The following is a 22,268-nucleotide window of genomic DNA, read 5'->3' as shown; positions in this document are numbered from 1 at the left end:
GGGCGCCGCCGGGGCGCCCGCTGGCTTGCGCCGGGTCAGAAGTTGTAGGCCAGGCCCGTGTACCAGTAGCCGCCGGTGGTGCCGTAGGGCGAGAAGTTGCCGTACGGGAAGGCGCCGGAGCTGCTGGGCAGGTGGGTGCGCTCGGGGTAGACGTTGAACAGGTTGTTCGCCCCGGCGGTGAGGGTCAGGTTGCGAGTCAGGTGGTAGTCGACGTTGAGGTCGGTGATCCACTGCGGGTCGAAGGTGCGGTCGTAGACTTCGGCGGTGCCGTACTGGGTGTACTCGCCGTAGCGGGTCAGGTTCAGGCTCACGTCGAACTGGCCGATGCTCCAGTCGGCGCCCAGCAGCAGGCGCGATTCGGGCTGGCCATGCTTGAGGTTGCCCTGGCGCTGGCGGTCGTAGCCGCCGTCCGGGCCGAGGGCGGACTGGGCCACGGAGGAGGCGTGGATCTTGTCGATCTCGGTGGTGTTCCAGTTGAAGCCGGCGTTGTAGCGGATGCTGCCGTAGGCGCCCAGCTCCTGGCGGTAGTCGCCGACGATGTCGACGCCACGGGTGGTGGTGTCCAGCGCGTTGGTGAAGTAGGTGACGTACTGGTTGGGGTTGAGGCCGGCGTCCACCAGGATGTTGCGGATGGCGTCGGTGCCGCCCAGGTAGCCGGTCTGGGCGATGCGGTCGCGGATCTTGATCTGGTAGGCGTCGATGGTCAGGCTGCTGGCCGGGGTCGGTTGCAGGGTCAGGCCGACGCTGTAGTTGGTGGATTTTTCCGGTTTGAGCGTGGACGCGCCCAGGGCCTTGGCGACGTCCGAATCCACCGCCACGTTGCGGTAGTCCAGCAGGTTGCCGTTGACGCTGCTCTGCGAGGTCGAGCTGTAGATCTGCTGGGCCAGCGATGGCGCGCGGAAACCGGTGCTGGCGGTGCCGCGCACGGCCAGGATCGGGGTCAGCTGGTAGCGGGTGGAGAGCTTGCCGTTGGTGGTGACGCCCGAACCGTCGTTGTAGTGCTCGTAGCGCCCGGCGAGGTCGACGTGCCACTTGTCGGTGAAGTCCTGGCCGATCTCGCCGTAGCCGGCATAGCTGGTGCGGCCCTTGGAGGCAGCGTCAGCCGGGGTGGTGCCGGCGCCGGAGATGGTGCCGGGGGCGACCAGCGCGCCGTTGGCGCCGTACTGGTAGTCGCCATAGCCGTAGGAGGCGTACTCGCCCTTGCCGATCTTGTAGTTCTCGTAGCGGTGCTCCAGGCCCCAGGAAACCTGCGTCGGCTTTGCCAGGCCGAGGTCGAAGGCGCGGGTCAGGTCGAGGTTGCTGGTCCACTGGCTGAAGGTCTTCACGCCGGTGTCGACGTTGGTCGGCGAATCCGCGCCGTAGCTGAGGTTGTAGGTGTCGGTCAGCGTGGCGCGGGCGTGGTCCTGGCCGTAGGTGGTGGACAGGTCGTAGTCCCAGCCGGCTGCTTCGCCCTTGCCGCCGAAGGCGAACTGGAAGTCGTTCTCGATGAACCGCAGGTTGTCCTCGATGCCCTCGGGGTAGGGCGTCGGGATGCCGTTGAAGCTCGCCGGCTGGTGGAACGCCAGGGGCTTGGACGACTCGCGGTTGGTGTAGGTGGAGAAGGAGTACAGGGTCAGCGCGTCGTTCACCGGCAGCTCGGCGTTGTAGCCGAGGCTGAAGTTCTCCACCTTCGGCAGGCCGGTGCCGTAGTAGGTGTGCTTCTGGCTGGTGTTGCCGGCGGAGTCGGTATAGGGCGCGTTGTCGGAGCGGTCGGAGACGTTCTGGTGCTTGTAGTCCAGGGCGAAGTTGACGAAGCCCTCGTTGCCCAGCTCGAAGCCGATGTTGCCGCTCTGGCGGGCGGTCTCGCCGTCGCCATTCTCGTAGTTCTGGCCGTAGGTGGTGGCCAGGCGGCCGCCGTGGTCGGTCTGTTTGAGTACCACGTTGATGACCCCGCCAATGGCGTCGGAGCCGTACTGCGCGGAGGCGCCGTCACGCAGGACTTCGACGTGGTCCACCAGGGCGGTGGGGATCATGTCGAGGTCGACCGGTTGCGAGCCGGAGTTCAGGTAGGTGCCGTTGTTGAGCAGGGCGCTGTTGTGCCGGCGCTTGCCGTTGACCAGCACCAGCACCTGGTCGCCGTTGAGGCCGCGCAGGCTGATCGGGCGGACCACCGAGGTGGAGCCGAAGCCGGACGAGGCCGGCAGGTTCAGCGACGGCAGCACGCGGCTCAGGGCGCGGGTCAGGTCGCCCTGGCCGGTGGCTTCCAGCTGCTTGCTGGAAATGACGTCCACCGGCGCCGGGCTGTCGGCCAGGGTGCGCGCCTGGCCGCGGTTGCCGACCACCACCACGGTGCTCAGGCGGTTGTCGGTGGTGCTGCCGCTGGTGTCAGCCTCGGCGGCGAGCGCCGGCAGGGCCTGGGTGACGGCGAGGAACAGAAGGCTGTGGGTGAACAGCGTGCGGGCGGTCGATGCGCTCCGGGCACGGGTGACTCGGTTCATGGGTACGCTCCAATGGTGGCTCCCGGCTGGCGCCCGTCTGGGTGGCCGCTGCGGGTTATCGTGTCGACGGCGGTGTGCCGTGTTGGCGAACGGCTTGTTGCTGGGAGGGACTGGTCGCGTTCAGTCGGAAGGCAGGCTCAAGCTCATGGCGCTGACAAGGCAAGCGCTGTGCCATCCTGGAAAGGCCTTGTGTTTCATGGGCTTGCGCGGCGTGTCGGAAATTCCCTGCTGGGTTTGCAGCAGCGCCGCTCCAGGCTGTTGCTTTTCTCCCAGCCGGTGGCGCGGTGGTGATGCTCGTCGGCGCGATGCTGCATTTGCAGCAAGGGGCGCGCAGGCTGGATCGGGCGTCGGGCGGAGCGCTGGCACAGGCCTTGCTCTGTCGCTGCTTTCCCTTGTTCGCCTTAATTGCCTGGAGAGACAGACGCATGCCCGGACCTGGCCCGCGCAACCTGATTACCGATATCCCCGGCCTGTTGGTCGGCCATGCCACCGATGAGCGCGTGCAGAGCGGCGTCACCGTCCTGCGCCCCGACGGGGTGTGGACCGCCAGCGTGGACATCCGCGGTGGCGGTCCTGGCGGCCGCGAGTCCGCCGCACTGGAACCGGAGAACATGGTGGGGCAGCTGCATGCACTGGTGTTTTCCGGCGGCTCGGTGTTCGGCCTGGGCGCGGCCGACGGGGTGAGCGCGGAGCTGTCCGCGCGCCAGATCGGCCTGCACCTGAAGGCCGGTGCGCCGGCTATTCCCATCGTGCCGGCAGCCGTCCTGCACGACCTCGCCAATGGCGGTGACAAGGGCTGGGGCATCGATCCGCCGTACCGCGAGCTGGGCCGCGAGGCGCTGGCCAACCTGGATGTGGAGTTCGCCCTGGGCGCGGTGGGTGCCGGGCGCGGTGCGATGGCCGGGGTGCTGCCTGGTGGCCTGGGTTCGGCCTCGCTGGACCTGGGCGATGGCCTGCTGGTGGGCGCACTGGTGGTGGCCAATCCCATCGGCAGCGTCTACATGCCCGACGGCGAGACTTTCTGGGCCTGGCCCTGGGAGCAGGGCGGCGAGTTCGGTGGGCGCCTGCCGGCACAGCGGATGGACTGCAGCGAGCCGATGCCGGAACTCTCACGGCTCGACTCCATGGGACGCCTGCAGGCCGGGGCCAACACCACCCTGGCCGTGGTGGCCTGCAATGCGCGGTTGACCACCGCCGAGTGCAAGCGGCTGGCAATCATGGCGCAGGACGGGATCGCCCGCGCGGTTCGTCCGGCGCACCTGCCGTTCGATGGCGACAGCCTGTTCGCCATGGCGTCGGGTGACATCGAACTGGTGGACGGACAGCGTCGTCAGGTGGAGCTGTCGCGCATCGGCTCGGCCGCGGCCGATTGCGTCGCGCGCGCCATCGCCCGCGGCGTGTACCTGGCCCGTTCGGGACGCTGATTCCAGACTGTCCCGGCGGGGGCGGGCCAGGCCCGCGATCGCGCCCATGGGGCGCTCCTGCCGGGGCGGTCAGTGGTCGGACAGGTACGGATTCTCGGCCAGCGCACGCTCCACCCGACGGGCCGCGCGCGCGGCTTCCTGGGGCAGTCCGAGGGCGCTGTAGACCCGCTGCAGATGGCGGTTGCCGGGCACGTCCTGGGCGTCGTAGCGGCGCCGCAGCTCCAGTGCCTGCTGCGCTGGCAGCCATTCCCCCGCGCGCAGCTGGGCATCCAGCTCGATCAGTGCAAAGAGATCGCGCTGGGCATGGCTGCCGCCGATTTCGCCCAGGCGCGGCAACGCCTGCCCCAGCCGCCGCGCCGCCAGCGCGTACTCGCCACGGGCATGGGCGTACAGGCCTTCGGCGGCGGGCAGGGTCACGTCGGCCCAGGCCGCCCGGCTGAAGTCCGGCGCCTGGCGTGCCTGCTGGCGTAGCGCCTCGAGCAATTCTCCGGCTTCTTCCTGCCCGGCGCGGGCCAGGCCGTAGAGGTACTGCAGGCTGAGGAAGGGCTGCACGACATCCGCCCGGCGTTCACGCAGGTAAGGCAGCAGTGCTTCCCAGCGCGGGCCGACATCGATGCCGGCGAACTCCAGGCGGGCCAGCAGCGAGACGGCGCCGATCTGGTCCTGGGAGTACTCCGGGAAGATGCCCCAGACATGCCGGTCGTAGATGTCCAGCACGCGCTGCGGGTTGCCGCGCGCCAGGTGGAACAGCGCCAGGTGCCACCAGTTGTGCGTGTACATGAAGGAGTTGAGCCCCTGCCAGCCGGCACTGGCTTCTTCGAGAAACTGGGTGCCTTCCTCGATGCGCCCACGGGTCAGCAGCACGTGGGCGAGGGCGTGTTGTGCCCAGGGTTCCTCGGGCAGCAGTTGCAGGGCATAGCGCGCCGCCGCTTCGGCTTCCTCCAGCAGGTGGCACTGTTCGTAGGCGAAGGCCAGCATGCCGTAGGCCTGGGGTACCTCGTCCGCGCCTTTTACGGCCTTCAGGGCGATTCGCAGCATCGCCGGGGCGTTGCCACGGTTGAATTCGAAGTACTGGTTGAGCTTGGCCGCCAGCAGGTCGCGCGGGTGCTCGTCGAGCAGCAGTTCGCTCAGGCGTAGCGCCTCGGGCAGATCGTCCGCGCTCCAGGCCGCGAGCAGCGCGGTGTAGCGCTCGGCGCGGGGAATGCCGGGGCCCGCTGCCCAGGCCCGTTGCAGGTAACGCGCGGCAAGGCGGGGTGCCTGCGGCGATTCGGCAAACATCATCAGCAGGCCGGCGAAGGCGTTGGCCAGTACCGAGGCGGGGTCGCCGTCGGCGCCGGCGAGGATGTTTTCCGCGCGGGTCTGGTAGGCGAGCACGCCGCCAGTGAAGTCGTCGATGGCCCGTCGGGTGTCGTCGCGCTCGCTGTCGATGGGGTTGCCGAGATAGTCCTGAGTCATGCGCTGCTGCTCCACGGTAGAAGATGCAGGCTAGTCGCAAAGCCTGTGCCAGTCGCGCAGGCCGCGCGGGACGTGGAGCGGCGGGCAGCGACTGCTGCTTTTCGGGCAATGCGCCGGTCGCACTGTGTGATTTGCACCAGCGGCCTGCCGCCGGAGCGCCGCAAGCCCCGCAGCGGCGGGCCTGTGGGGCCATGGCACAGCGCTTGCTCAAGCCCCTGGCAAAGCCGAATCGCGGCGATGATCCTGCAGGAGCTTCCATGTCCAGTCCCACTCTCCGCCTCGCGCCACGGCGCCCCCGTCACGCCCGGCTGCTGGCCGGCCTGCTGGCGGCCGGCCTGGCCATGGCGGGTGCCGCCGCGGCGGAGCCGACCCGTGGCGGCCAGCTTGACCTGGTGGCGCAGCCCGAGCCGCCGTCGCTGTCCCACGCGGTGGTCAGCCACGTCGCGACCCAGTACGTCGGCGGCAAGATCCTCGAAGGGCTGATCACCTTCGACACCGACCTCAAGCCGCAGCCGGTGCTGGCCCGCAGCTGGACGGTATCGCCGGACGGCCTGACCTACACCTTCGACCTGCAGCCGGGCGTGAAATGGCATGACGGCCAGCCGTTCAGCGCCGACGACGTGGTGTTCAGCTTCCAGGACTTCTACCCGGAAGTGGACAAGCGCATGGCGAGTATCTTCGGCGAGTACGTGCAGAGCGTGCAGGCCAAGGGCGCCGAGCAGGTGGTGTTCCAGCTGAAGAAGCCCTTCTCGCCACTGCTGTCGGCGCTGGGCAGCGGCCTGCGGCCCATCGTGCCCAGGCACCTGTATGCCGGCACCGACTTCCGCAGCAACCCTTACAACCTCAAGCCTGTCGGAACCGGCCCGTTCGTCTTCCAGGAGTGGAAGCGCGGCGCCTACATCCGCCTGGCGCGCAACCCGGACTACTGGCACAAGGGCCTGCCGTACCTCGACGGCATCGTCTACCACGTCATCCCCGATGCCGCCGCCCGCGCGGCGGCCTTCGAGCGCGGCGAGGTGCAGGTGTTGCGCAGCGGCGATGCCGATTACGCCGACCTCAAGCGCCTGTCGCAGTTGCCGGGCGTGGCGGCGTCGGAGAAGGGCTACGAGCTGTATCCGGGGCTGGCCTTCCTGCAGATCAACACGCGCAAGCCGGGCCTGGACAACCCCAAGGTGCGCCAGGCGATCCTGTATTCGCTGAACCGTCAGTTCATCGTCGACAACATCTTCTTCGGCACCGGTCACGTGGCAGCCGGGCCGTTCCTCGGCGCGTTCCACGACCCGAAGCTGCGGCAGTACGACTATGACCTGGCCAGGGCCAAGGCGCTGATCGCCGAATCCGGCGTGGACGTCAGCACGCTGCGCGTGCGCCTGCTCAACGGCGAGAAGGGGGGCGCCTGGGAGCGCCTGGCGGAGTACACCAAGCAGGCGTTGCAGCCGCTGGGCATCAAGGTGCAGGTGGCGACCTCCGACGCCGCCACCTGGTATCAGCGCGCCAGCGACTGGGACTTCGACCTGACCTACAACTTCATCTTCCAGATCGGCGATCCCTACCTGACCACCGCCTACCTGTACCGCACCGACTACATCCTCAAGACCTCGCCCTTCGCCAACATCACCGGCTACAGCGACGCCGCCGCCGATGCGCTCTGGCAGCGCATCGCCAACACGCCCGAGGGCCCGGAGCGCCAGACCGTGTATGGCGAGCTGGAGCGCAAGCTGAACGATGACCTGCCGATTGCGCCGATCTTCGAGATGCGCTTCCCGACGCTCTACCAGCAGCGCGTGCACAACCTGATCCGCAGCGCCACCAGCCTCAACGACAGCTACGCCGAGGTCTACCTGGAGCCTGCCAAGCCATGAATGGGTTGCTGTACGCCGGCGCTCGCCTGGGGCGGGCGCTGGCACTGATCGTCGCGGTGCTGGTGGGCGCCTTCCTGCTGCTGCGTCTCGCGCCCGGCGATCCCGCGCTGCTGATGGCCGGCGAGGCGGGCAGCGATGACGCCGACTACATCGCCCGGCTGCGCGGCGAGATGGGCCTGGACCTGCCGCTGCCCGTGCAGTTGTGGCGCTACCTTGCGCAGATTGCCCACCTTGACCTGGGCTACTCCTACCGCAACCAGGAGAGCGTCTGGCAACTGATCGCCGAGCGCCTGCCGGCCACCTTGCTGCTGATGGGGTCGGCCTTTGCCGTGTCACTGACGTTGGGTGTTGCCCTCGGCGTGCTCGCCGCGCGCAGTCAGCAGGGCAGCGGCCGGCTCGACCGCTTCATCGGCCGCGCCGTCTGGGTGCTGTTCGCCACACCGCCGTTCTGGCTGGCGCTGCTGCTGGTGCTGCTGTTCTCGGTGCAGTTGGGCTGGCTGCCGGCCTTCGGCATGCAGAGCGTTGGCGCGGACCTGAGCGGCTGGGCCTGGTGGGCGGATCGCCTCGGGCACCTGCTGCTGCCGTGCCTGTCGCTGAGCTTCCTGTCGCTGGCGATGTACGTCCACCTGACCCGCAGCGCCATGCTCGACATCCTGCCCCAGGAGCACGTGCGCCTGGCCCGCGCCAAGGGGCTGTGCGAAGGACGCATCCTGCTCGCCCATGTGCTGCGCAATGCGCTGGTGCCGGTGGTGACCTTCGCCGGTCTGCAACTCGGTCAGCTCGCCAGCGGCGCACTGCTGATCGAGGTGGTCTACGCCTGGCCGGGCATTGGCCGGCTGCTCTATGACGCGCTCAGCCAGCGTGACTACGCACTGCTGCTGGGGGTGTTCCTGGTGATCTCCTGCCTGGTGGTGGCGTTCAACTTCCTCACCGATCTGCTCTGCCGCCTGCTGGACCCGCGCATCGGCGCGGCGGGGGAGGTGCGATGAACGCCCTGCTGCGTCCCGGCGCCATACTCGCCGCCGGTTTCCTGATTCTGCTGGCCGTTTCGGCCCTGCTGGCGCCTTGGCTTTGCTCGGCCTCGCCCTGGGAAATGCTGGCGCGCCCGCTGATCCCTCCCTTCAGTAATGCCAGCCACTGGCTGGGCACCGACATGCTCGGCCGCGACATCGCCACCGGCCTGCTCTATGGCGCGCGCACGTCGCTGACCGTCGGGCTGCTGGCGACGCTGGCGACGTTGTTGCCGGCGCTGCTGGTCGGCGCCACCGCCGGCTACTTCGGCGGCTGGATCGACGAGCTGCTGATGCGTGTTGCCGAGTGCTTCCAGATCATCCCGCAACTGGTCCTGGCGGTGGTGCTGGTGGCTTTGATGGAGCCCTCGGTGGGCTCGGTCGTGCTCGCCCTGGCGCTGGTGGCCTGGCCGCCGGTGGCGCGGCTGGTACGCAGTGAATTCCAGAGCCTGCGCCAGCGCGAATTCGTCCAGGCGGCTCTGGTGCTGGGGCAGACGCCGGCGCGCATCGTCTTCGTGCAGATCCTGCCGAACGCGCTCTCGCCGCTGCTGGTGAGCCTGACCTTCATCCTTGCCGCCGCAATCCTCACCGAAGCGGCACTGGCCTTCCTCGGCCTGGGTGATCCGGAGGCGATGAGCTGGGGCTACATGATCAACGCTTCGCGCAACCTGCTGCGCGAAGCACCCTCGATGAGCCTGCTGCCGGGCGTGGCGATCCTGCTCACGGTGCTGTCCGTGCAGCGTGTCGGCGAGGCGCTGCGCGAAGCCGTGCAGGCACCTGGAAGCCAGGGAGGACGCCCATGAGTGGCAATCTGCTGGAGGTGCGCGACCTGCGCATCGACCTGCCCGCAGGCGGCGACCGTGCCAGTGCGGTCAGCGATCTGTCCGTCGACCTGGCCGCCGGTGACGTGCTCTGCGTGGTCGGCGAGTCCGGCTCGGGCAAATCGATGCTGGCCAACGCCATCCTGCGCTTGCTGCCGGCCCACCTGAAACCGGTGCGAGGCAGCATCCGCTTTCGCGGCGAAGACCTCGCCGCGCGCAGCGAGGCGGGCATGCGCGAGCTGCGCGGCAAGGACATCGCCATGGTCTTCCAGGAACCCATGAGTGCGCTCAACCCGCTGATGAGCATCGGCCGACAGATCGACGAAAGCCTGCGTGCCCATGGCGTTGCGCAGGCCGCGAAGCGGCGCGAGCGGGTGCTCGACCTGCTCGGCTATGTCGGCCTTCCCGAACCGGAGAATCTTTATCACGCCTATCCCTTCCAGCTCTCCGGCGGCCAGCGCCAGCGGGTGGTGATCGCCATTGCCCTGGCGCTCGAGCCGGCGCTGCTGATTGCCGACGAGCCGACCTCGGCGCTGGACGTCAGCACCCAGGCGCAGGTCCTCGAATTGCTGCGGCGCATCCGTCGCGAGAAAGGCATGGCGGTGCTGCTGATCACCCACGACTTCGCCGTGGTGGAGGCCATCGCCGACCGCGTGCTGGTGATGGAACAGGGCCGCGTCGTCGAGCAGGGCGCACTGCGCGAGGTGCTGGATGCACCGCAGCATCCGTATACCCGGCAGTTGCTGGCGGCGCTGCATCACGGCCCGCGCGGCCCGCGTCGCTTCGATGCGGATGCCGAGCCGTTGCTGGAAGTGGCTGGCCTGCACAAGCACTACGACAGCCGCCAGGGCTTCTGGCGCCGGCGTCGCGTTACCGCATTGGCCGACGCCTCGTTCAGCCTGCGTCCGGGCGAGTGCCTGGGTATCGTCGGCGAGTCCGGCTCGGGCAAGACCACCCTGGGCCGCGCGCTGGTGCGCCTGCTGCGCCCGGACGGCGGGCAGATCCTGCTGCGTGGCCGGGACCTGGCGTCGCTGTCCCAGCGCCGCCTGCGTCCGCTGCGCCAACAGGTGCAGATGGTCTTCCAGGATCCGTTCGCCTCGCTCAATCCGCGCCAGCGTGTCGGTCGGCAGATCATGGCCGGGCCGCTGGCCCATGGTGTTTCCGCCGCCGAGGCGGAACGCCGCGCGCGGGAGCTGCTGGGGCAGGTCGGCCTGCCGGAAACCGCCTTCGAACGCTATCCACGGGATTTCTCCGGCGGGCAGCGCCAGCGCATCGGCATCGCCCGCGCACTGGCCCTGCAGCCCAGGGTGCTGGTGGCTGACGAATGCGTGTCGGCGCTGGATGCGCTGGTGCAGCAGCAGGTGCTGGAGCTGCTGGAAAAGCTGCAGCGTGAGCTGGGCCTGAGCCTGGTCTTCATCACCCATGACCTGCAGGTGGCCGCGCGCCTGTGCGATCGCATCGCGGTCATGCAGGGCGGTCGCATCGTCGAGTTGGGCGAGGCGCAGCAGGTGCTGCACACGCCGCAACATGACTACACGCGCCGGCTGCTGGCCGCGCATCCGTTGCGCCACGTGGAGGAACCCGCATGACGGCGCCGCGACAGATGGCGCTGGGCGCTTTCCTCATGGCCACCGGGCACCACCTGGCTGGCTGGCGACACCCGCATGCGCATGCCGGCGGAGGGCTGGACGTGGCGCACTACCAAGCGCTGGCGCGCACCGCCGAGCGTGGCTGTTTCGATGCGATCTTCCTGTCCGACACCCTTGCCATGCTGCCCGGAAAGCTCGATGCGCTGAGCCGCATGGCGCGCACCGAGCACTTCGAGCCGCTGACGCTGCTGGCGCATCTTGCCGTCAGCACCCGGCACATCGGGCTGGTGGCCACCGTCACGTCCTCGTACAACGATGCGGCGAACGTGGCGGACACCTTCGCCACCCTGGAATCCCTCAGCGGTGGCCGCAGCGGCTGGAACCTGGTGACCTCAAGCAACGCCGAGGAAGCCGGCAACTTCGGTCGCGACCGCCACTTCGAGCACGCCTGCCGCTACCGCATGGCGGAGGACTTTCTCCTGCGCGTGCGTGAGCGCTGGGCCGCCCGTGGTGTCGCGCCGGTGCAGGTGCTTGCAGGGGCGTCGGAGGCTGGCCGGGAATTGGCGGCACGACAGGCCGACGTGCTGTTCACCGCGCAGCCGGAACTGGACGATGCCCAGGCGTTCTACCGGGACATCAAGCAGCGGGTGGCGCGCCATGGCCGTGACCCGGCTGCGCTGAAGGTGATGCCCGGCGTGCTGCCGATCCTCGGTGCCAGCCGCGCGGAGGCCGAGGAGCGCCGTGCGCAGTTGCGTGAGCTGGTGCAGCCGGTGGTCGGGCTGTCGCTGCTATCGGATGTGGCCGGCGGTTTCGATCTTTCGCACGTGCCGCTGGACGCCCCGTTGCCGGCGTTGCCGCCGACCGAATCCGGTGTCAGCCGCCAGCACCTGCTGCTGGAGCTGGCGCACCGTGAAGGCCTGAGTATCCGCCAGCTCTACCAGCGTATCGCCGATGCCCGTGGCCACCGTGTGGTCGCCGGCACCGCCGTGGACGTCGCCGATCAGTTGCAGGCGTGGTTCGAGTCCGCTGCGGCGGACGGTTTCAACATCATGCCGCCTTACCTGCCCGGCGGTCTGAATGATTTCGTCGCGCAGGTGGTGCCCCAACTGCAGCGTCGCGGCTTGCTCCGCCGGCGCTACAGCGGCAATACCTTGCGTGATCACCTGGGCCTGGCCCCTTCGAAGGAGATTGCCTTGCATGGCTGAACACTGGACCCAGCAACTGCCCCGCGTGCGCGGCGAGCAGGTCGAAATCCGCCCCGGCCGGCGTATCAGCCTGGCGCACAGCCTGGGCCACCGGTATCCGCGCACCGTGGTGTTCTTCGCCCACGGCGGTGGCGGCAACAAGGACCAGTGGCGCGAGCAGTGGCGCGAGCTGGAAACCGAGGGCTACAGCCTGGTGGCCTGGGATCTGCTGGGCCACGGCGCCAGCGACAAGCCGCGGCGCACGGCGGAGTACGCCTGGAACGAACTGGTCGCCGACCAGGTGGCGGTACTGCGGCGCTATGCCGGTGAGCGCAATGTTCTCGCCGCGCACTCCTTCGGTACCGGACTGAGCGTTAGCAGTCTGCTGGCGTTGCAGGCCGAAGGGCAGGGCGCGCTGATCGATTCGGCGTTGCTGCTGGGCACCCAGCTCAGTCGTCCGCTGGGGCGTGGCGGTCTGCTGTCGCTGCCGGCGTGGCTGCTGGAATGGTTCCGTCCCGTCCTGTCGAAGGGCTTTCGTGAGCGCGCCTGGCACGCTGACGCCGATCCCGAACTGGTGGACTACGAGGAACGGCTGACCCGCGACAACCGCCTCGATGTGTTCAAGGCGCTGATCAGCCAGGCTTCCTGGCTACCGGAGGCGGAACTGGATCGCCTGCTGCTGCCGGTGCGGATCGTTTCCGGCGACAGCGATGGTCTGACACCCGCCGAGCGCGCCCAGGCCTTGCACCAGCGGCTACCCAATTCTCAGTTCGAGGTACTGGAGAACTGTGGCCACCAACTGATGCTGGAGAAGCCGCAGATCGTCAACCGCCACTTGCGCGAACTGCTCGCCACCCCCTGATCCGGACCTTGTTGAAATGACCGAGACACGCTCGCAACTCACCCGGCAGATCATCGACGCCGGGCGTTTTCTCTACGCCCGCGGCTGGTCGCCGGCCACCAGCAGCAACTACTCGGCGCGCCTGGCGGCCGACCGCGCATTGCTCACCATTTCGGGCAAGCACAAGGGCCAGCTCGGCGAGGACGACGTGCTGGAAACCGACCTGGCCGGCAACAGCCTGGAGCCGGGCAAGAAGCCTTCGGCGGAAACCCTGCTGCACACCCAGCTGTACGCCTGGCGCGCGGAGATCGGCGCCGTGCTGCACACCCACTCGGTCAATGCCACCGTGCTCTCGCGCCTGACCGCCGGCGACCGCCTGGCGCTGGAAGACTACGAGTTGCAGAAGGCCTTCAGTGGCGTCACCACCCACGAAGGCCGGGTTACCGTGCCGATCTTCGACAACGACCAGGACATCGCCCGCCTGGCGGCCAAGGTGCAGCCCTGGCTCGAGGCCCACCCGGATTGTCCTGGCTATCTGATTCGCGGCCATGGCCTGTACACCTGGGGGGCGCGCATGGGCGATGCGCTGCGCCAGGTGGAGGCGTTCGAGTTTCTCTTCGAGTGTGAGCTGAAGGTGCTGAGTCTGCGCCGAGGGCGAGGCTAGGAGGCTTCGACGGTGGCGGGACGGAAGCCCACCACCCGATTGCGCCCGCCGTTCTTCGCCTGGTACAGCGCGCTGTCGGCGGATTGCAGCAGTTCGGCCCAGCTGGCCGGGCTGAACTGCGATGTGCTGGCCACGCCGATGCTCAGGGTCAGCACGCCCAGCGGGCCGTGTTCGTGCGGGACTGCGAGGGCCTGCAGAGCGGTGCGGATATGTTCGGCCAGCGCCAGGGCGTCGGTTTCGTCGCTGTCGCCCAGCAGCACGACGAACTCCTCGCCGCCGAAGCGTGCCGCACAGTCGCCCGGACGCCGCGCCCAGTCGGCGATCACCCGTGCGACGGTCTTCAGTGCCGCGTCACCGGCGGGGTGGCCGTAGTGGTCGTTGTAGGCCTTGAACTTGTCGATATCCATCAGCATCACGGCCAGCGAAGCACCGCTGCGCTGGTAGCGTGACCACTCGTGGCTGGCGCGCAGGTCGAAGGCGCGGCGGTTGTTCAGGCCGGTCAGCGGGTCGGTGCTGGCGGCCTCCCGCAATTCGGCTTCCTGGCGGTCGCGCTCACGCATCTGGCGCAGGGCGAGCAGCGCCAGGCCGATCACCGCGCCGATCAGGGAAATGCCCAGCAGGCCGATCAGACTGGCCCGCCAGTACCAGTCTTCGTAGATCTCGCGGGACGGCAGGGCAACGCTGAAGACCAGCGGGTAGCCGTCCACCGGGCGGAAGTCGTGCCAGCGTTCCTGCCCGTCGCTGCTGGTGTCGAAGAAGTTCTCCTGTCCGTTGCTGCGGTAACGGTCGAAGGATTCGGTCAGCGTCGCGACGGGCTCCGTATCCGGCCAATGCGCCAGCAGTGTGCCGTCGCGCATGTGCAGGCTGACCGTGCCACCATCGCCCAGGTTGAGGTCGCTGAACAGTTCGCGGAAGTAGGCCAGTTCCAGGTTCGCACCGACCACGCCGGCGAAGCTGCCGTCTTCGCGCTCCAGGCGGCGGCTCAGGGCGATGCTGTTGCTCGCGTTGCTGGAGTAGGGAATGTACGGGTGACTGAGGAAGGGCGCATCGGTACGCGAAATGCGCAGCGCCTGGAAGTACTCGCGGCCGGAGAGGTCGATGCGCGCTGGCACTTCCTTGCCGAAGCTGTAGGTGGCGATACCGTCGGCGTTGGTCAGAAAAACCGTTCCCATGCCGCGGGTCGGTGCGGTGTAGGCCCGGAGCAGCAGGTTGCGGGTGTCCATGGACAGACCGCGTATCTCGGGCTGCGCGTGGGCGCGGACCACCGCCTGCAGCGTCATGTCGTAGAGGTCGAGGTTGCGCTGGATGTCGCGCTGCACCAGCAGGGCGATGTTGTGGCCGTTGGCGCTGGCGACTTCCAGGGCGTCGTGGCGCATTTCCAGAATGGCCCAGGTTGACAGCGCGCCGATCGCGCCGGTCAGGCCCAGGCTGGCGAGAAGCAGGGTACTCGAACGGCGGATCGGCATGCCGGTATCCATACAAAGGCGCAAGTGGAGGCGGCCGCACATCGGTGCGTGCCTCAAGGCATATAGCAGCAATCGGCCGGGTTGTCCGGTATTCCCCGGTCGGAGCGCAGCATGCGCGCGATCGCGGGGATGGCCCTCTCCAGCCACTGTTTCCGGGTTTGCGGGCAAAAAATGCTGCCCGGGTGGGCTGCCGCAAGTACCCGCCTTGCGCAGTGCACGGCGCCTCGGTCAGCATGCCGACCGCCTTTCGCCAAAAAAGACTGTCGCCTTATGCGCCGCCTGCCTTCGCTCACCGCCCTGCGGACCTTCGAATCTGCTGCCCGTCACGCGCACTTCGGCCGCGCTGCCGCCGAGCTGTGCGTTACCGACAGCGCGGTCAGCCACCAGATTCGGCAACTGGAAGAGCAACTGGGGGTGACGCTGTTCGAGCGCCAGGGTCGCCAGGTGCAGCCCACCGCCCAGGCGCGGCGCCTGCTGCGCAGCCTGCAGCAGGCGTTCGAGTTGATCGGCACGGCGTGCGACGAACTGCGTGATCCGGGCTCGCAGGCGCAGTTGCACATCGCGGTGACGGTCGAACTGGCGCAGAAGTGGTTGGTCGGCCGGCTGGCGGACTTCGCCGAGCGATACCCGGAGATCGTCCTGCACCTGCACGAGCAACCGCTGGAGGCGCCGGGCCCGGCCGCCGAGATGGACCTGGCGATCACCTACGGCACCGGCCCGGCCGACGCCAGCACCTACTTCGTGCGGCCGCTGCCGACCCTGCAGTTCTTCCCGGTGTGCAGCCCCGGCCTGTTCAACCAGTCACCGCTCAAGCACCCGCGCGACCTGGCCCGCCACTGCCTGTTGCACGACGATCAGGATGGCAAGTCCTGGACTGCCTGGCTGACCACCCACGCCAGCGACATCCGCCCCAGTCGTCATGTCTATCTCGGTCATGCCGGGCTGACCATGGAAGCGGCGGTGCGCGGGCAGGGTGTCGCCATCGGTGACAACCTCACCAGCGCCGAGGACCTGGCCAGCGGCCGGCTGGTGCGCCCGTTCGCTGCGCAGATCACCTCGTTGGGGCAGTACGCGCTGGTCTGCGAGCGCCTGCGCCTGGAGAAGCCGGCGGTGGCGGGTTTCATCGGTTGGTTCACCGAGCAGCTGGCCGACTCCTGAGGCGGGTGGGCTTTGCGTAGGGCGCATAACGCCTGGGGCGTTAGCCGCCGTATTGGCGGATAACCCGTGCGGGTTGTTCGCCCAACGGGTGCTGGCGCTCCCGGCGCAGCGACGGCCCTTTTCATCGCACGGAACACCCCTGTAGGAAAGGGCCACGCCCGCGATCGCGGACAAAGTCCGCTCGCCCTGGGCGCACGCCTGAACCACCGTGAGCCCTGCTCACGGATCGCGGGCATGGCCCGTTCCTACAATGTTTTCATCATTCCGCTGGATAAATGATGAATTGAATTCAGCTATTCCGCGATATTCGTCATTGGTGTCTGCCGCTGTGGGGCGGCAACCTTGCGATCATTCCTGTCCCCGATTCCGGAGTACCGCCGATGTCCCGCACTCACTCGACCCTGCCCAAGGCTGACGGTTTCCGCCTGCCCGGCGAATTCGAACCCAAGGCCCGCTGCTGGCTCGGCTGGCCGGAGCGCACCGATGTCTGGCGCAACGGCGGCAAGCCGGCGCAGAAAATCTGGGTCGACGTGGTGACGGCGATTGCCAGCAGCGAGCCAGTGACTGTCTGCGCCTCCGCCGCGCAATACGCCAATGCCCGCCGCATGCTGCCCGAGCCAGTGCGTGTGGTGGAAATGACCTGCAACGACACCTGGTTCCGCGACAGCGGCCCGGCTTTCCTGGTGAATGACGCCACCGGCGAGATGCGCGGCGTGGACTTCCAGTTCAACGCCTACGGGGGCCTCGATGGTGGCCTCTACTACCCCTGGGATAAGGACGATCAGATTGCACAGAAGATCCTCGAGATAGAGGGCTTCGACCGCTATCGTGCGTCGATCATCGCCGAGATGGGCAGCATCCGCAGTGACGGCCTGGGCACCTTGCTGACCACTGAGCAATGCTTGCTCAACCGCAACCGCAACGCCCATCTGGGCAAGCAAGAGGTCACTCGCCGGCTCTGCGACTACCTGGGTGCCGAGCACGTGATCTGGCTGCCGCGTGGCTGCAAGTTCGACGAAACCGACGGCCATGTCGACGATCTGGCCTGCTTCGTACGGCCGGGCGTGGTGGTGATGCAATGGACGGACGATCGCAGCGATCCGCAGTGGGAGATCTACCAGGAGGCCTACGACGTGCTGCGCAGTGCCAAGGACTCCCGAGGCAACGCGCTGGAGGTACACAAGCTGCCGCAGCCCCGCGTGCTGGAGTGGACCGCCGCCGAAGCCGAAGGACTGGACCAGGTGGATGGCAGCTTCGATCGCCAGGAAGGCACGAAGATCTGTGCTTCCTACATCAACTTCTATACCGGCAACTCGGCCATCGTCATGCCGTTCTTCAATGATCCCAACGACCGCATCGCCCAGGGCGTGCTGGCCGAGCTGTTCCCGGAGAAGCGCGTGATCGGCATCGACAACTCGCGGGAAATCCTCCTGGGTGGTGGCAACATCGGCTGCATCACCATGCCCCAGTACGCGGCGCCGGCGCGGCGCGGCTAAGGTTCAGGCCGGCCCGCCGGGCGCGGGCCCTTCCTCGGGGGATCCGGCTGTATCAACCCAGCCGCAACGGATCGCCACCGGCAACCGTGCGATCCGTCAGGCGAATGCTGTCGCGGCCGCCGCGCTTGGATTCATAGAGCGCTGCGTCGCCTTGCTCGATCAGTGCGGCGAGGCTGGCCGGCGGCTGGTCGAACAGGTTGGCGCCGATGCTCAGGGTCACGGCCTGGGGCGTGGTGAAGTTCTGCGTGGCGGTGCTGTGGAACTGCTCGCGCAGCTTGCCGGCCAGCTCCAGCACCTGCTCGCCGCGGACATCGCTCAGCAGGATGACGAACTCGTCACCACCCAGGCGCGCAGCGACGGCGCGTTCGGGCAACGCCGCGCGGATCATCTCGCTCAGCGCCACCAGCAGGCGGTCACCGGCAGTGTGGCCGTGCAGGTCGTTGACCTGCTTGAAGTTGTCGATATCGATCAGCAGCAGCGCGCCGGGGCGCTCCGCAGAGACGTCTTCGAACACGCGGGGTGCACGGACTTCCAGCGCACGGCGGTTGTACAGGGCCGTCAGCGGGTCCCGCGCGGCAAGGCGTGCAATGCGCTTTTCGCGGCGGTAGCGCTCGGTGCCGGTCATCGACAGGGCAATCAGCATGATCGCCATGGCGCCCTCGACCAGGGAGATCTGGATGATCTCGCCGCGGAAGGCGGCCAGGTCGATCAGCGTGCCGGGGATGATCACCGTCGCGCCCTTGGCGAGGTAGAAGGCGCCGTGCACCAGCAGCACGTAGCGCAGTTGCACCGCGCCCACGCTCAGGGACTTGCCGTGGGGCCGCAGCAGGTAGCTGGCGCGCAGGGACAGCAGGGCGACCAGCCAGGAGTTGGCCAGCAGCATCAGCTTGGACCACAGCGGGCCGCCGTCGGGCAGCGCCAGCAGGGCGATCCAGGTAAGCGGGACGAGCAGCCAGCGGCGTGACAGACGCGCCTCGGTGAACTTCGCCACGCCATGGAGGAAGAACCAGTGCGCGAGCACCAGCAGACCGTTGGCGAACCAGATGCCCACCAGCAGGTAGCCGCTCATGCGCAACAGCGCGAGGGTGGAGCCGATGGTGATGGTGGCGAAGCCTGCGCTCCAGAACAGCAGCGAGCGTTCGCGAACGCTGCGCCACTCTATGGTCAGGTACAGCGCTGCAGCCGCGGCGAGGGCGACCGTGATGGTCAACATGGTGGGTGGATCGAGCGCCATTTTCGGACCGTACTGCACTTGCGGTTAAAAAACGTGATTGTAAGCGCCCTTGCTGGCCTTTCGGTATGCCGGTCGGCCTCATCCGGTCGGGTTGGCGTCGGTCCTGTCGCCTGCCTGGTGGGGCTGGCCGGCACCTCTCCAGCTCAGGTCGGATTGCCAGGCCGGCCAATGGCCATCAGACTGCTCGGGTTTTCGAGCGTTCGCTGTGGGGCTGGGAGGCCCGAAACCGTGGAGAAGCCACCGCGCAGGCACTGGAGCCCGCTCTGGTTCCTGATTGTCGTCGCCAGTTACCTGATCGCGATCCTGTTCACCGTGGCCCTGGCTGGGCTCGGCTGGATCCTGTTCTCCGGCGGCCTGGACCTGACTGTCGTGAAGGAGCGCCGCTACCTGCTGCTGGGCAGCGGTGGCCTGATGCTGGCGGTGTCGGCCTACATCCTGCTGATGTCGATCCCGACCAGCTTCCTCTCCACCGTGCGGCGCGACCGTTCCTGACGCTGCCCGCAGCAGGTCCGTGCAGAGCGCCGGGGAGCGCCCGCGCGGGGCATGCGGCCTCTGCTGCCGGCGAACTTCCTTGATCCCGCTCAGGAGGCGCGTAACGTGGGGGGTGTATCGTGCGGCGGCGACTCGCAGCGACAGACTGCCAGCGCCTCAGGAGCCCGTGTCATGCCCGAATCGATGAGTTTCAACCGCGCGCTGGTGGAGAAGTACGACCGTCCCGGCCCGCGCTACACCTCTTATCCCACTGCGCCGCAATTCCACGGGGCCTTCGCCGCCGACGACTACCGCGCGGCGGCCCAGCGCAGCAACCATCCTGGTGACGAGCGCGGGGCCAAACCCCTCTCGGTGTATATCCATATCCCGTTCTGCAAGAGCCTCTGCTACTACTGCGCCTGCAACAAGATCATCACCCAGAAGACCCACCGTGCCGTGGAGTACCTGGACTACCTCAAGCGCGAGATCGCCATGCAGGCCGCGCTGTTCGACGACAGCCGCAAGCTGACCCAGCTGCACCTGGGCGGCGGCACGCCCACCTACCTGACCAGCGAGCAGCTGGGCGACCTGATGGACAGCCTGCGCGAGCATTTCAACCTCGACGAAAGCGACGCCCACGAATTCTCCATCGAGGTCGACCCGCGCACCATCAGCCGCGAGCGTATCGCCGAGCTGCGTGCCCAGGGCTTCAACCGCCTGAGCTTCGGCGTGCAGGATTTCGACGAGCAGGTGCAGGAAGCGGTCAACCGCGTGCAGAGCGAGCAGCAGGTCTTCGATCTGGTCGCTGCTGCCCGCGAGGCGGCGTTCAAGTCGGTTTCGGTGGACCTGATCTACGGCCTGCCGCTGCAGTCCGTGGCGAGCTTCGACACGACGTTGGCCAAGATCATCGCCCTGCGCCCCGACCGCATCGCCGCCTACAGTTATGCGCACCTGCCCGAGCGGGTGCGTGCGCAGCGGCTGATTCGTCGCGAGGACATGCCGCCGCCGGAGCGCAAGCTGGAGCTGCTGGAGCTGACCATCCAGCGACTGACCGAGGCGGGCTACGTCTACATCGGCATGGACCACTTCGCCCTGCCGGATGACGAGCTCACCGTGGCCCGCAGCAACGGCACGCTGCAGCGCAACTTCCAGGGCTATTCGACCCACGCCGACTGCGACCTGATCGCCCTGGGCGTGTCGTCCATCAGCAAGGTCGGCGATACCTACGGGCAGAACGTGAAGGAGCTGTCGCAGTACTACGCGCGGATCAACGAAGGGCTGCTGCCGGTGCACAAGGGCTATCGCCTGACCGACGACGACTGCCTGCGCCGCGAGGTGATCAGCGCGCTGATGTGCCATGGCCGCGTGGACTATGCCCCGCTGGAGGCACGCCACGGCATTCGATTCGGCGAGTACTTCGAGGGATCGCTGCGGCAACTGCAGGAGCAGGCTGGCGACGGGCTGATCGAGCTGCATGACGACGCCCTGGTGCTGTTGCCCCAGGGCCAGCTGATGATGCGCAGCGTGGCGATGGCCTTCGATGCCTACCTGGGCGGCGGGCAGCAGGAGCGTTTCTCCCGCACCATCTGACGCTGGCGACCGCGGCACGAAGGCCCACCTTTCAGGTGGGCCTTTGCGTTTTCAGCGCTTAACGGCGGTCGACCCAGACGGTCTGCGCGTTGCAGAACTCGCGCACGCCGAAGTGCGACAGCTCGCGACCGAAGCCGCTTTTCTTCACGCCGCCGAAGCCGACGCGCGCATCGCTCGCACTGTAGCCGTTGATGAACACGCCGCCGACATCCAGCTCGGCGGTCATCTGCCGGGCGCGGGCGAGGTCGGCGGTGAAGACCGTGGCGGTCAGGCCGAAGTCGCTGTCGTTGGCCAGTTCCAGTGCGTGACGGGCATCCTTCGCCCGGATGATCGAGGCCACCGGGCCGAACAGTTCTTCGCGGAACGAGGTCATCGCCGGGGTGACGTCCGCCAGCACGGTGGGCTGGTAGAAGTTGCCGGTGCCTTCGACCTTGCCGCCGCCCAGCAGCAGGGTGGCGCCTTCGGCCAGGGTGCGCTGCACCTGGTCGTCCAGCTCGTCGCGCAGGTCGAAGCGGGCCATGGGGCCGATGTAGGTCTGCGCCTGGGTCGGGTCGCCCATCACCAGTTCGCGGGTCGCGGCGACGAAGCGCTCGGTGAAGGCGTCGGCGATGCTGTCTTCGATGATGAAGCGCTTGGCCGCGGCACAGACCTGCCCGGCGTTCTGGAAGCGTCCGGCGACGGCCGCCTTGACGGCCACGTCGAGGTCAGCGTCGGCGAGCACGATGAAGGCGTCGGAGCCGCCCAGTTCCAGCACGCATTTCTTCAGCGCGGCGCCGGCCTGGGAACCGATGGCGGAGCCGGCGCGCACGCTGCCGGTGACGGTGACGGCGGCGATGCGGTCGTCGCGGATGGCCTGGGAGACCAGGTCGTTACCGACGTTGATCACTTCGAACACACCGGCCGGGAAGTCCGCCTGCTGGAAGGCCTGCAGCATCAGGTAGGCGCTGCCCATGACGTTCGGCGCGTGCTTGAGCACATAGGTGTTGCCCGCCAGCAGCGCCGGCACCGCGCCGCGCAGTACCTGCCAGATCGGGAAGTTCCACGGCATCACCGCGAGGATCGGACCCAGCGGGCGGTACTCGATCCAGGCGCGCTCGTGTTCCACGCTGGTGGGTTCCGGGGCGAGCATCTGCGGGCCATTGGCGGCGTACCAGTCGCATAGCCCGGCGCACTTTTCCACTTCGCCACGGGCCTGGGTGGTGGGCTTGCCCATCTCGGCGGTGATGGTGGCGGCAAGGGCATCGGCGTTGGCGCGCAGGGCCTGTCCGAGGCGAACCAGGGCGGCAGCGCGCTGTTCCAGTGGGGTGCGCTTCCAGGTGGCATAGCCCTGGGCCGCGCGGGCCAGGGAGTGCTCCAGCGCCTCGGCCGACTCGAAGGCGTAGCTGTCGATCACCACGCCAGTGGCGGGGTTGCGGGAGATCGCGTGGGTCTGCGGGGTGATGCTCATGGCTCGCTCCGGGAAGGTGGGGGGGAGTGAGTCCAGTGTCGCGTTGAATCATGCTTATGAAAACTGAATAATAATGATG

Annotated in this window: 17 protein-coding genes; 12 read left to right on the top strand and 5 right to left on the bottom strand. The window is 68.0% G+C overall.

The window, feature by feature from the left end; all coding sequences use genetic code 11:
• Positions 1-35: 35 nt before the first annotated feature.
• Complete coding sequence (locus tag AC1ZV1_RS18340; protein WP_484292982.1) at positions 36-2,477, bottom strand: TonB-dependent receptor plug domain-containing protein; 2,442 nt, start codon at positions 2,475-2,477, stop codon at positions 36-38.
• 425 nt (positions 2,478-2,902) lie between these two features.
• On the opposite strand from AC1ZV1_RS18340, the gene AC1ZV1_RS18335 reads away from it, so the two are divergent.
• Positions 2,903-3,901 carry a P1 family peptidase gene (locus AC1ZV1_RS18335; RefSeq protein ID WP_484292981.1) on the top strand — a complete coding sequence of 333 codons (999 nt, stop codon included), beginning with the start codon at positions 2,903-2,905 and terminating at the stop codon, positions 3,899-3,901.
• 69 nt (positions 3,902-3,970) lie between these two features.
• Here AC1ZV1_RS18335 and AC1ZV1_RS18330 read toward each other — a convergent pair whose 3' ends face one another.
• Positions 3,971-5,356 carry a tetratricopeptide repeat protein gene (locus AC1ZV1_RS18330; protein ID WP_484292980.1) on the bottom strand — a complete coding sequence of 462 codons (1,386 nt, stop codon included), beginning with the start codon at positions 5,354-5,356 and terminating at the stop codon, positions 3,971-3,973.
• A 341-nt stretch (positions 5,357-5,697) separates the two neighbouring features.
• Between AC1ZV1_RS18330 and AC1ZV1_RS18325 the strand changes: the two genes are divergently transcribed.
• From AC1ZV1_RS18325 to AC1ZV1_RS18295, 7 genes are read left to right on the top strand one after another with little or no spacing between them, the layout of a single operon-like run.
• Positions 5,698-7,218 carry an ABC transporter substrate-binding protein gene (locus AC1ZV1_RS18325; RefSeq protein ID WP_484297588.1) on the top strand — a complete coding sequence of 507 codons (1,521 nt, stop codon included), beginning with the start codon at positions 5,698-5,700 and terminating at the stop codon, positions 7,216-7,218.
• Complete coding sequence (locus AC1ZV1_RS18320) at positions 7,215-8,207, top strand: ABC transporter permease (RefSeq protein WP_484292979.1); 993 nt, start codon at positions 7,215-7,217, stop codon at positions 8,205-8,207. Before AC1ZV1_RS18325 ends, AC1ZV1_RS18320 begins: the two co-directional genes overlap by 4 nt.
• Positions 8,204-9,031 carry an ABC transporter permease gene (locus AC1ZV1_RS18315; protein ID WP_484292978.1) on the top strand — a complete coding sequence of 276 codons (828 nt, stop codon included), beginning with the start codon at positions 8,204-8,206 and terminating at the stop codon, positions 9,029-9,031. Before AC1ZV1_RS18320 ends, AC1ZV1_RS18315 begins: the two co-directional genes overlap by 4 nt.
• Positions 9,028-10,638 (top strand): ABC transporter ATP-binding protein, encoded by a 1,611-nt coding sequence (locus tag AC1ZV1_RS18310; protein ID WP_484292977.1) that lies wholly within the window; start codon positions 9,028-9,030, stop codon positions 10,636-10,638. Before AC1ZV1_RS18315 ends, AC1ZV1_RS18310 begins: the two co-directional genes overlap by 4 nt.
• On the top strand, positions 10,635-11,843 hold the full coding sequence (locus tag AC1ZV1_RS18305) for an LLM class flavin-dependent oxidoreductase (protein WP_484292976.1): 1,209 nt from the start codon (positions 10,635-10,637) through the stop codon (positions 11,841-11,843). Before AC1ZV1_RS18310 ends, AC1ZV1_RS18305 begins: the two co-directional genes overlap by 4 nt.
• Positions 11,836-12,684 carry an alpha/beta fold hydrolase gene (locus AC1ZV1_RS18300; protein WP_484292975.1) on the top strand — a complete coding sequence of 283 codons (849 nt, stop codon included), beginning with the start codon at positions 11,836-11,838 and terminating at the stop codon, positions 12,682-12,684. Before AC1ZV1_RS18305 ends, AC1ZV1_RS18300 begins: the two co-directional genes overlap by 8 nt.
• A gap of 16 nt (positions 12,685-12,700) precedes the next feature.
• Positions 12,701-13,327: a methylthioribulose 1-phosphate dehydratase gene (locus AC1ZV1_RS18295; protein WP_484292974.1), complete on the top strand. Its 627-nt coding sequence runs from the start codon at positions 12,701-12,703 to the stop codon at positions 13,325-13,327.
• On the opposite strand, the gene AC1ZV1_RS18290 is transcribed toward AC1ZV1_RS18295, so the two are convergent.
• Entirely contained in the window at positions 13,324-14,793 is a 1,470-nt protein-coding gene (locus AC1ZV1_RS18290) for a sensor domain-containing diguanylate cyclase (protein ID WP_484292973.1), read from the bottom strand. The two genes, AC1ZV1_RS18295 and AC1ZV1_RS18290, sit on opposite strands and share 4 nt — an antisense overlap.
• A 270-nt stretch (positions 14,794-15,063) precedes the next feature.
• On the opposite strand from AC1ZV1_RS18290, the gene AC1ZV1_RS18285 reads away from it, so the two are divergent.
• Both AC1ZV1_RS18285 and aguA read left to right on the top strand, forming a co-directional pair.
• The gene (locus AC1ZV1_RS18285) at positions 15,064-15,951 is read left to right on the top strand and encodes a LysR substrate-binding domain-containing protein (RefSeq protein ID WP_484292972.1); all 888 of its coding nucleotides are present in this window, start codon (positions 15,064-15,066) and stop codon (positions 15,949-15,951) included.
• 380 nt (positions 15,952-16,331) lie between these two features.
• Positions 16,332-17,447, top strand: a complete 1,116-nt coding sequence (aguA, locus tag AC1ZV1_RS18280; protein ID WP_484292971.1) for an agmatine deiminase — start codon at positions 16,332-16,334, stop codon at positions 17,445-17,447.
• 52 nt (positions 17,448-17,499) lie between these two features.
• Here aguA and AC1ZV1_RS18275 read toward each other — a convergent pair whose 3' ends face one another.
• A complete protein-coding gene (locus tag AC1ZV1_RS18275; RefSeq protein ID WP_484292970.1) occupies positions 17,500-18,681 on the bottom strand; it encodes a GGDEF domain-containing protein in 1,182 nt (393 codons plus the stop codon).
• 228 nt (positions 18,682-18,909) lie between these two features.
• Between AC1ZV1_RS18275 and AC1ZV1_RS18270 the strand changes: the two genes are divergently transcribed.
• Both AC1ZV1_RS18270 and hemN read left to right on the top strand, forming a co-directional pair.
• Entirely contained in the window at positions 18,910-19,173 is a 264-nt protein-coding gene (locus AC1ZV1_RS18270; protein ID WP_484292969.1) for a hypothetical protein, read from the top strand.
• A gap of 171 nt (positions 19,174-19,344) precedes the next feature.
• Complete coding sequence (gene hemN, locus AC1ZV1_RS18265; RefSeq protein ID WP_484292968.1) at positions 19,345-20,742, top strand: oxygen-independent coproporphyrinogen III oxidase; 1,398 nt, start codon at positions 19,345-19,347, stop codon at positions 20,740-20,742.
• Between the two features lie 58 nt (positions 20,743-20,800).
• Here hemN and AC1ZV1_RS18260 read toward each other — a convergent pair whose 3' ends face one another.
• Positions 20,801-22,189 carry an aldehyde dehydrogenase family protein gene (locus tag AC1ZV1_RS18260; protein WP_484292967.1) on the bottom strand — a complete coding sequence of 463 codons (1,389 nt, stop codon included), beginning with the start codon at positions 22,187-22,189 and terminating at the stop codon, positions 20,801-20,803.
• Between the last annotated feature and the right edge of the window lie 79 nt (positions 22,190-22,268).

This window comes from Pseudomonas sp. BB438, assembly GCF_057180225.1.
Note: the sequence above shows the minus strand (reverse complement) of the source record. Positions and strands in the feature narration are given on the sequence as shown.

What these genes read in the sequence shown, in the direction of transcription:
- AC1ZV1_RS18325 (WP_484297588.1), top strand. Translation starts at nt 5,698, where the DNA reads ATGGCGGGTGCCGCCGCGGCGGAGCCGACCCGTGGCGGCCAGCTTGAC.
- AC1ZV1_RS18275 (WP_484292970.1), bottom strand. Translation starts at nt 18,681, where the DNA reads ATGGCGCTCGATCCACCCACCATGTTGACCATCACGGTCGCCCTCGCC.
- AC1ZV1_RS18285 (WP_484292972.1), top strand. Translation starts at nt 15,064, where the DNA reads ATGCGCCGCCTGCCTTCGCTCACCGCCCTGCGGACCTTCGAATCTGCT.
- aguA (WP_484292971.1), top strand. Translation starts at nt 16,332, where the DNA reads ATGTCCCGCACTCACTCGACCCTGCCCAAGGCTGACGGTTTCCGCCTG.
- AC1ZV1_RS18295 (WP_484292974.1), top strand. Translation starts at nt 12,701, where the DNA reads ATGACCGAGACACGCTCGCAACTCACCCGGCAGATCATCGACGCCGGG.
- AC1ZV1_RS18315 (WP_484292978.1), top strand. Translation starts at nt 8,204, where the DNA reads ATGAACGCCCTGCTGCGTCCCGGCGCCATACTCGCCGCCGGTTTCCTG.
- AC1ZV1_RS18340 (WP_484292982.1), bottom strand. Translation starts at nt 2,477, where the DNA reads ATGAACCGAGTCACCCGTGCCCGGAGCGCATCGACCGCCCGCACGCTG.
- AC1ZV1_RS18335 (WP_484292981.1), top strand. Translation starts at nt 2,903, where the DNA reads ATGCCCGGACCTGGCCCGCGCAACCTGATTACCGATATCCCCGGCCTG.
- AC1ZV1_RS18330 (WP_484292980.1), bottom strand. Translation starts at nt 5,356, where the DNA reads ATGACTCAGGACTATCTCGGCAACCCCATCGACAGCGAGCGCGACGAC.
- AC1ZV1_RS18290 (WP_484292973.1), bottom strand. Translation starts at nt 14,793, where the DNA reads ATGCCGATCCGCCGTTCGAGTACCCTGCTTCTCGCCAGCCTGGGCCTG.
- AC1ZV1_RS18305 (WP_484292976.1), top strand. Translation starts at nt 10,635, where the DNA reads ATGACGGCGCCGCGACAGATGGCGCTGGGCGCTTTCCTCATGGCCACC.
- AC1ZV1_RS18320 (WP_484292979.1), top strand. Translation starts at nt 7,215, where the DNA reads ATGAATGGGTTGCTGTACGCCGGCGCTCGCCTGGGGCGGGCGCTGGCA.
- AC1ZV1_RS18310 (WP_484292977.1), top strand. Translation starts at nt 9,028, where the DNA reads ATGAGTGGCAATCTGCTGGAGGTGCGCGACCTGCGCATCGACCTGCCC.
- hemN (WP_484292968.1), top strand. Translation starts at nt 19,345, where the DNA reads ATGCCCGAATCGATGAGTTTCAACCGCGCGCTGGTGGAGAAGTACGAC.
- AC1ZV1_RS18260 (WP_484292967.1), bottom strand. Translation starts at nt 22,189, where the DNA reads ATGAGCATCACCCCGCAGACCCACGCGATCTCCCGCAACCCCGCCACT.
- AC1ZV1_RS18300 (WP_484292975.1), top strand. Translation starts at nt 11,836, where the DNA reads ATGGCTGAACACTGGACCCAGCAACTGCCCCGCGTGCGCGGCGAGCAG.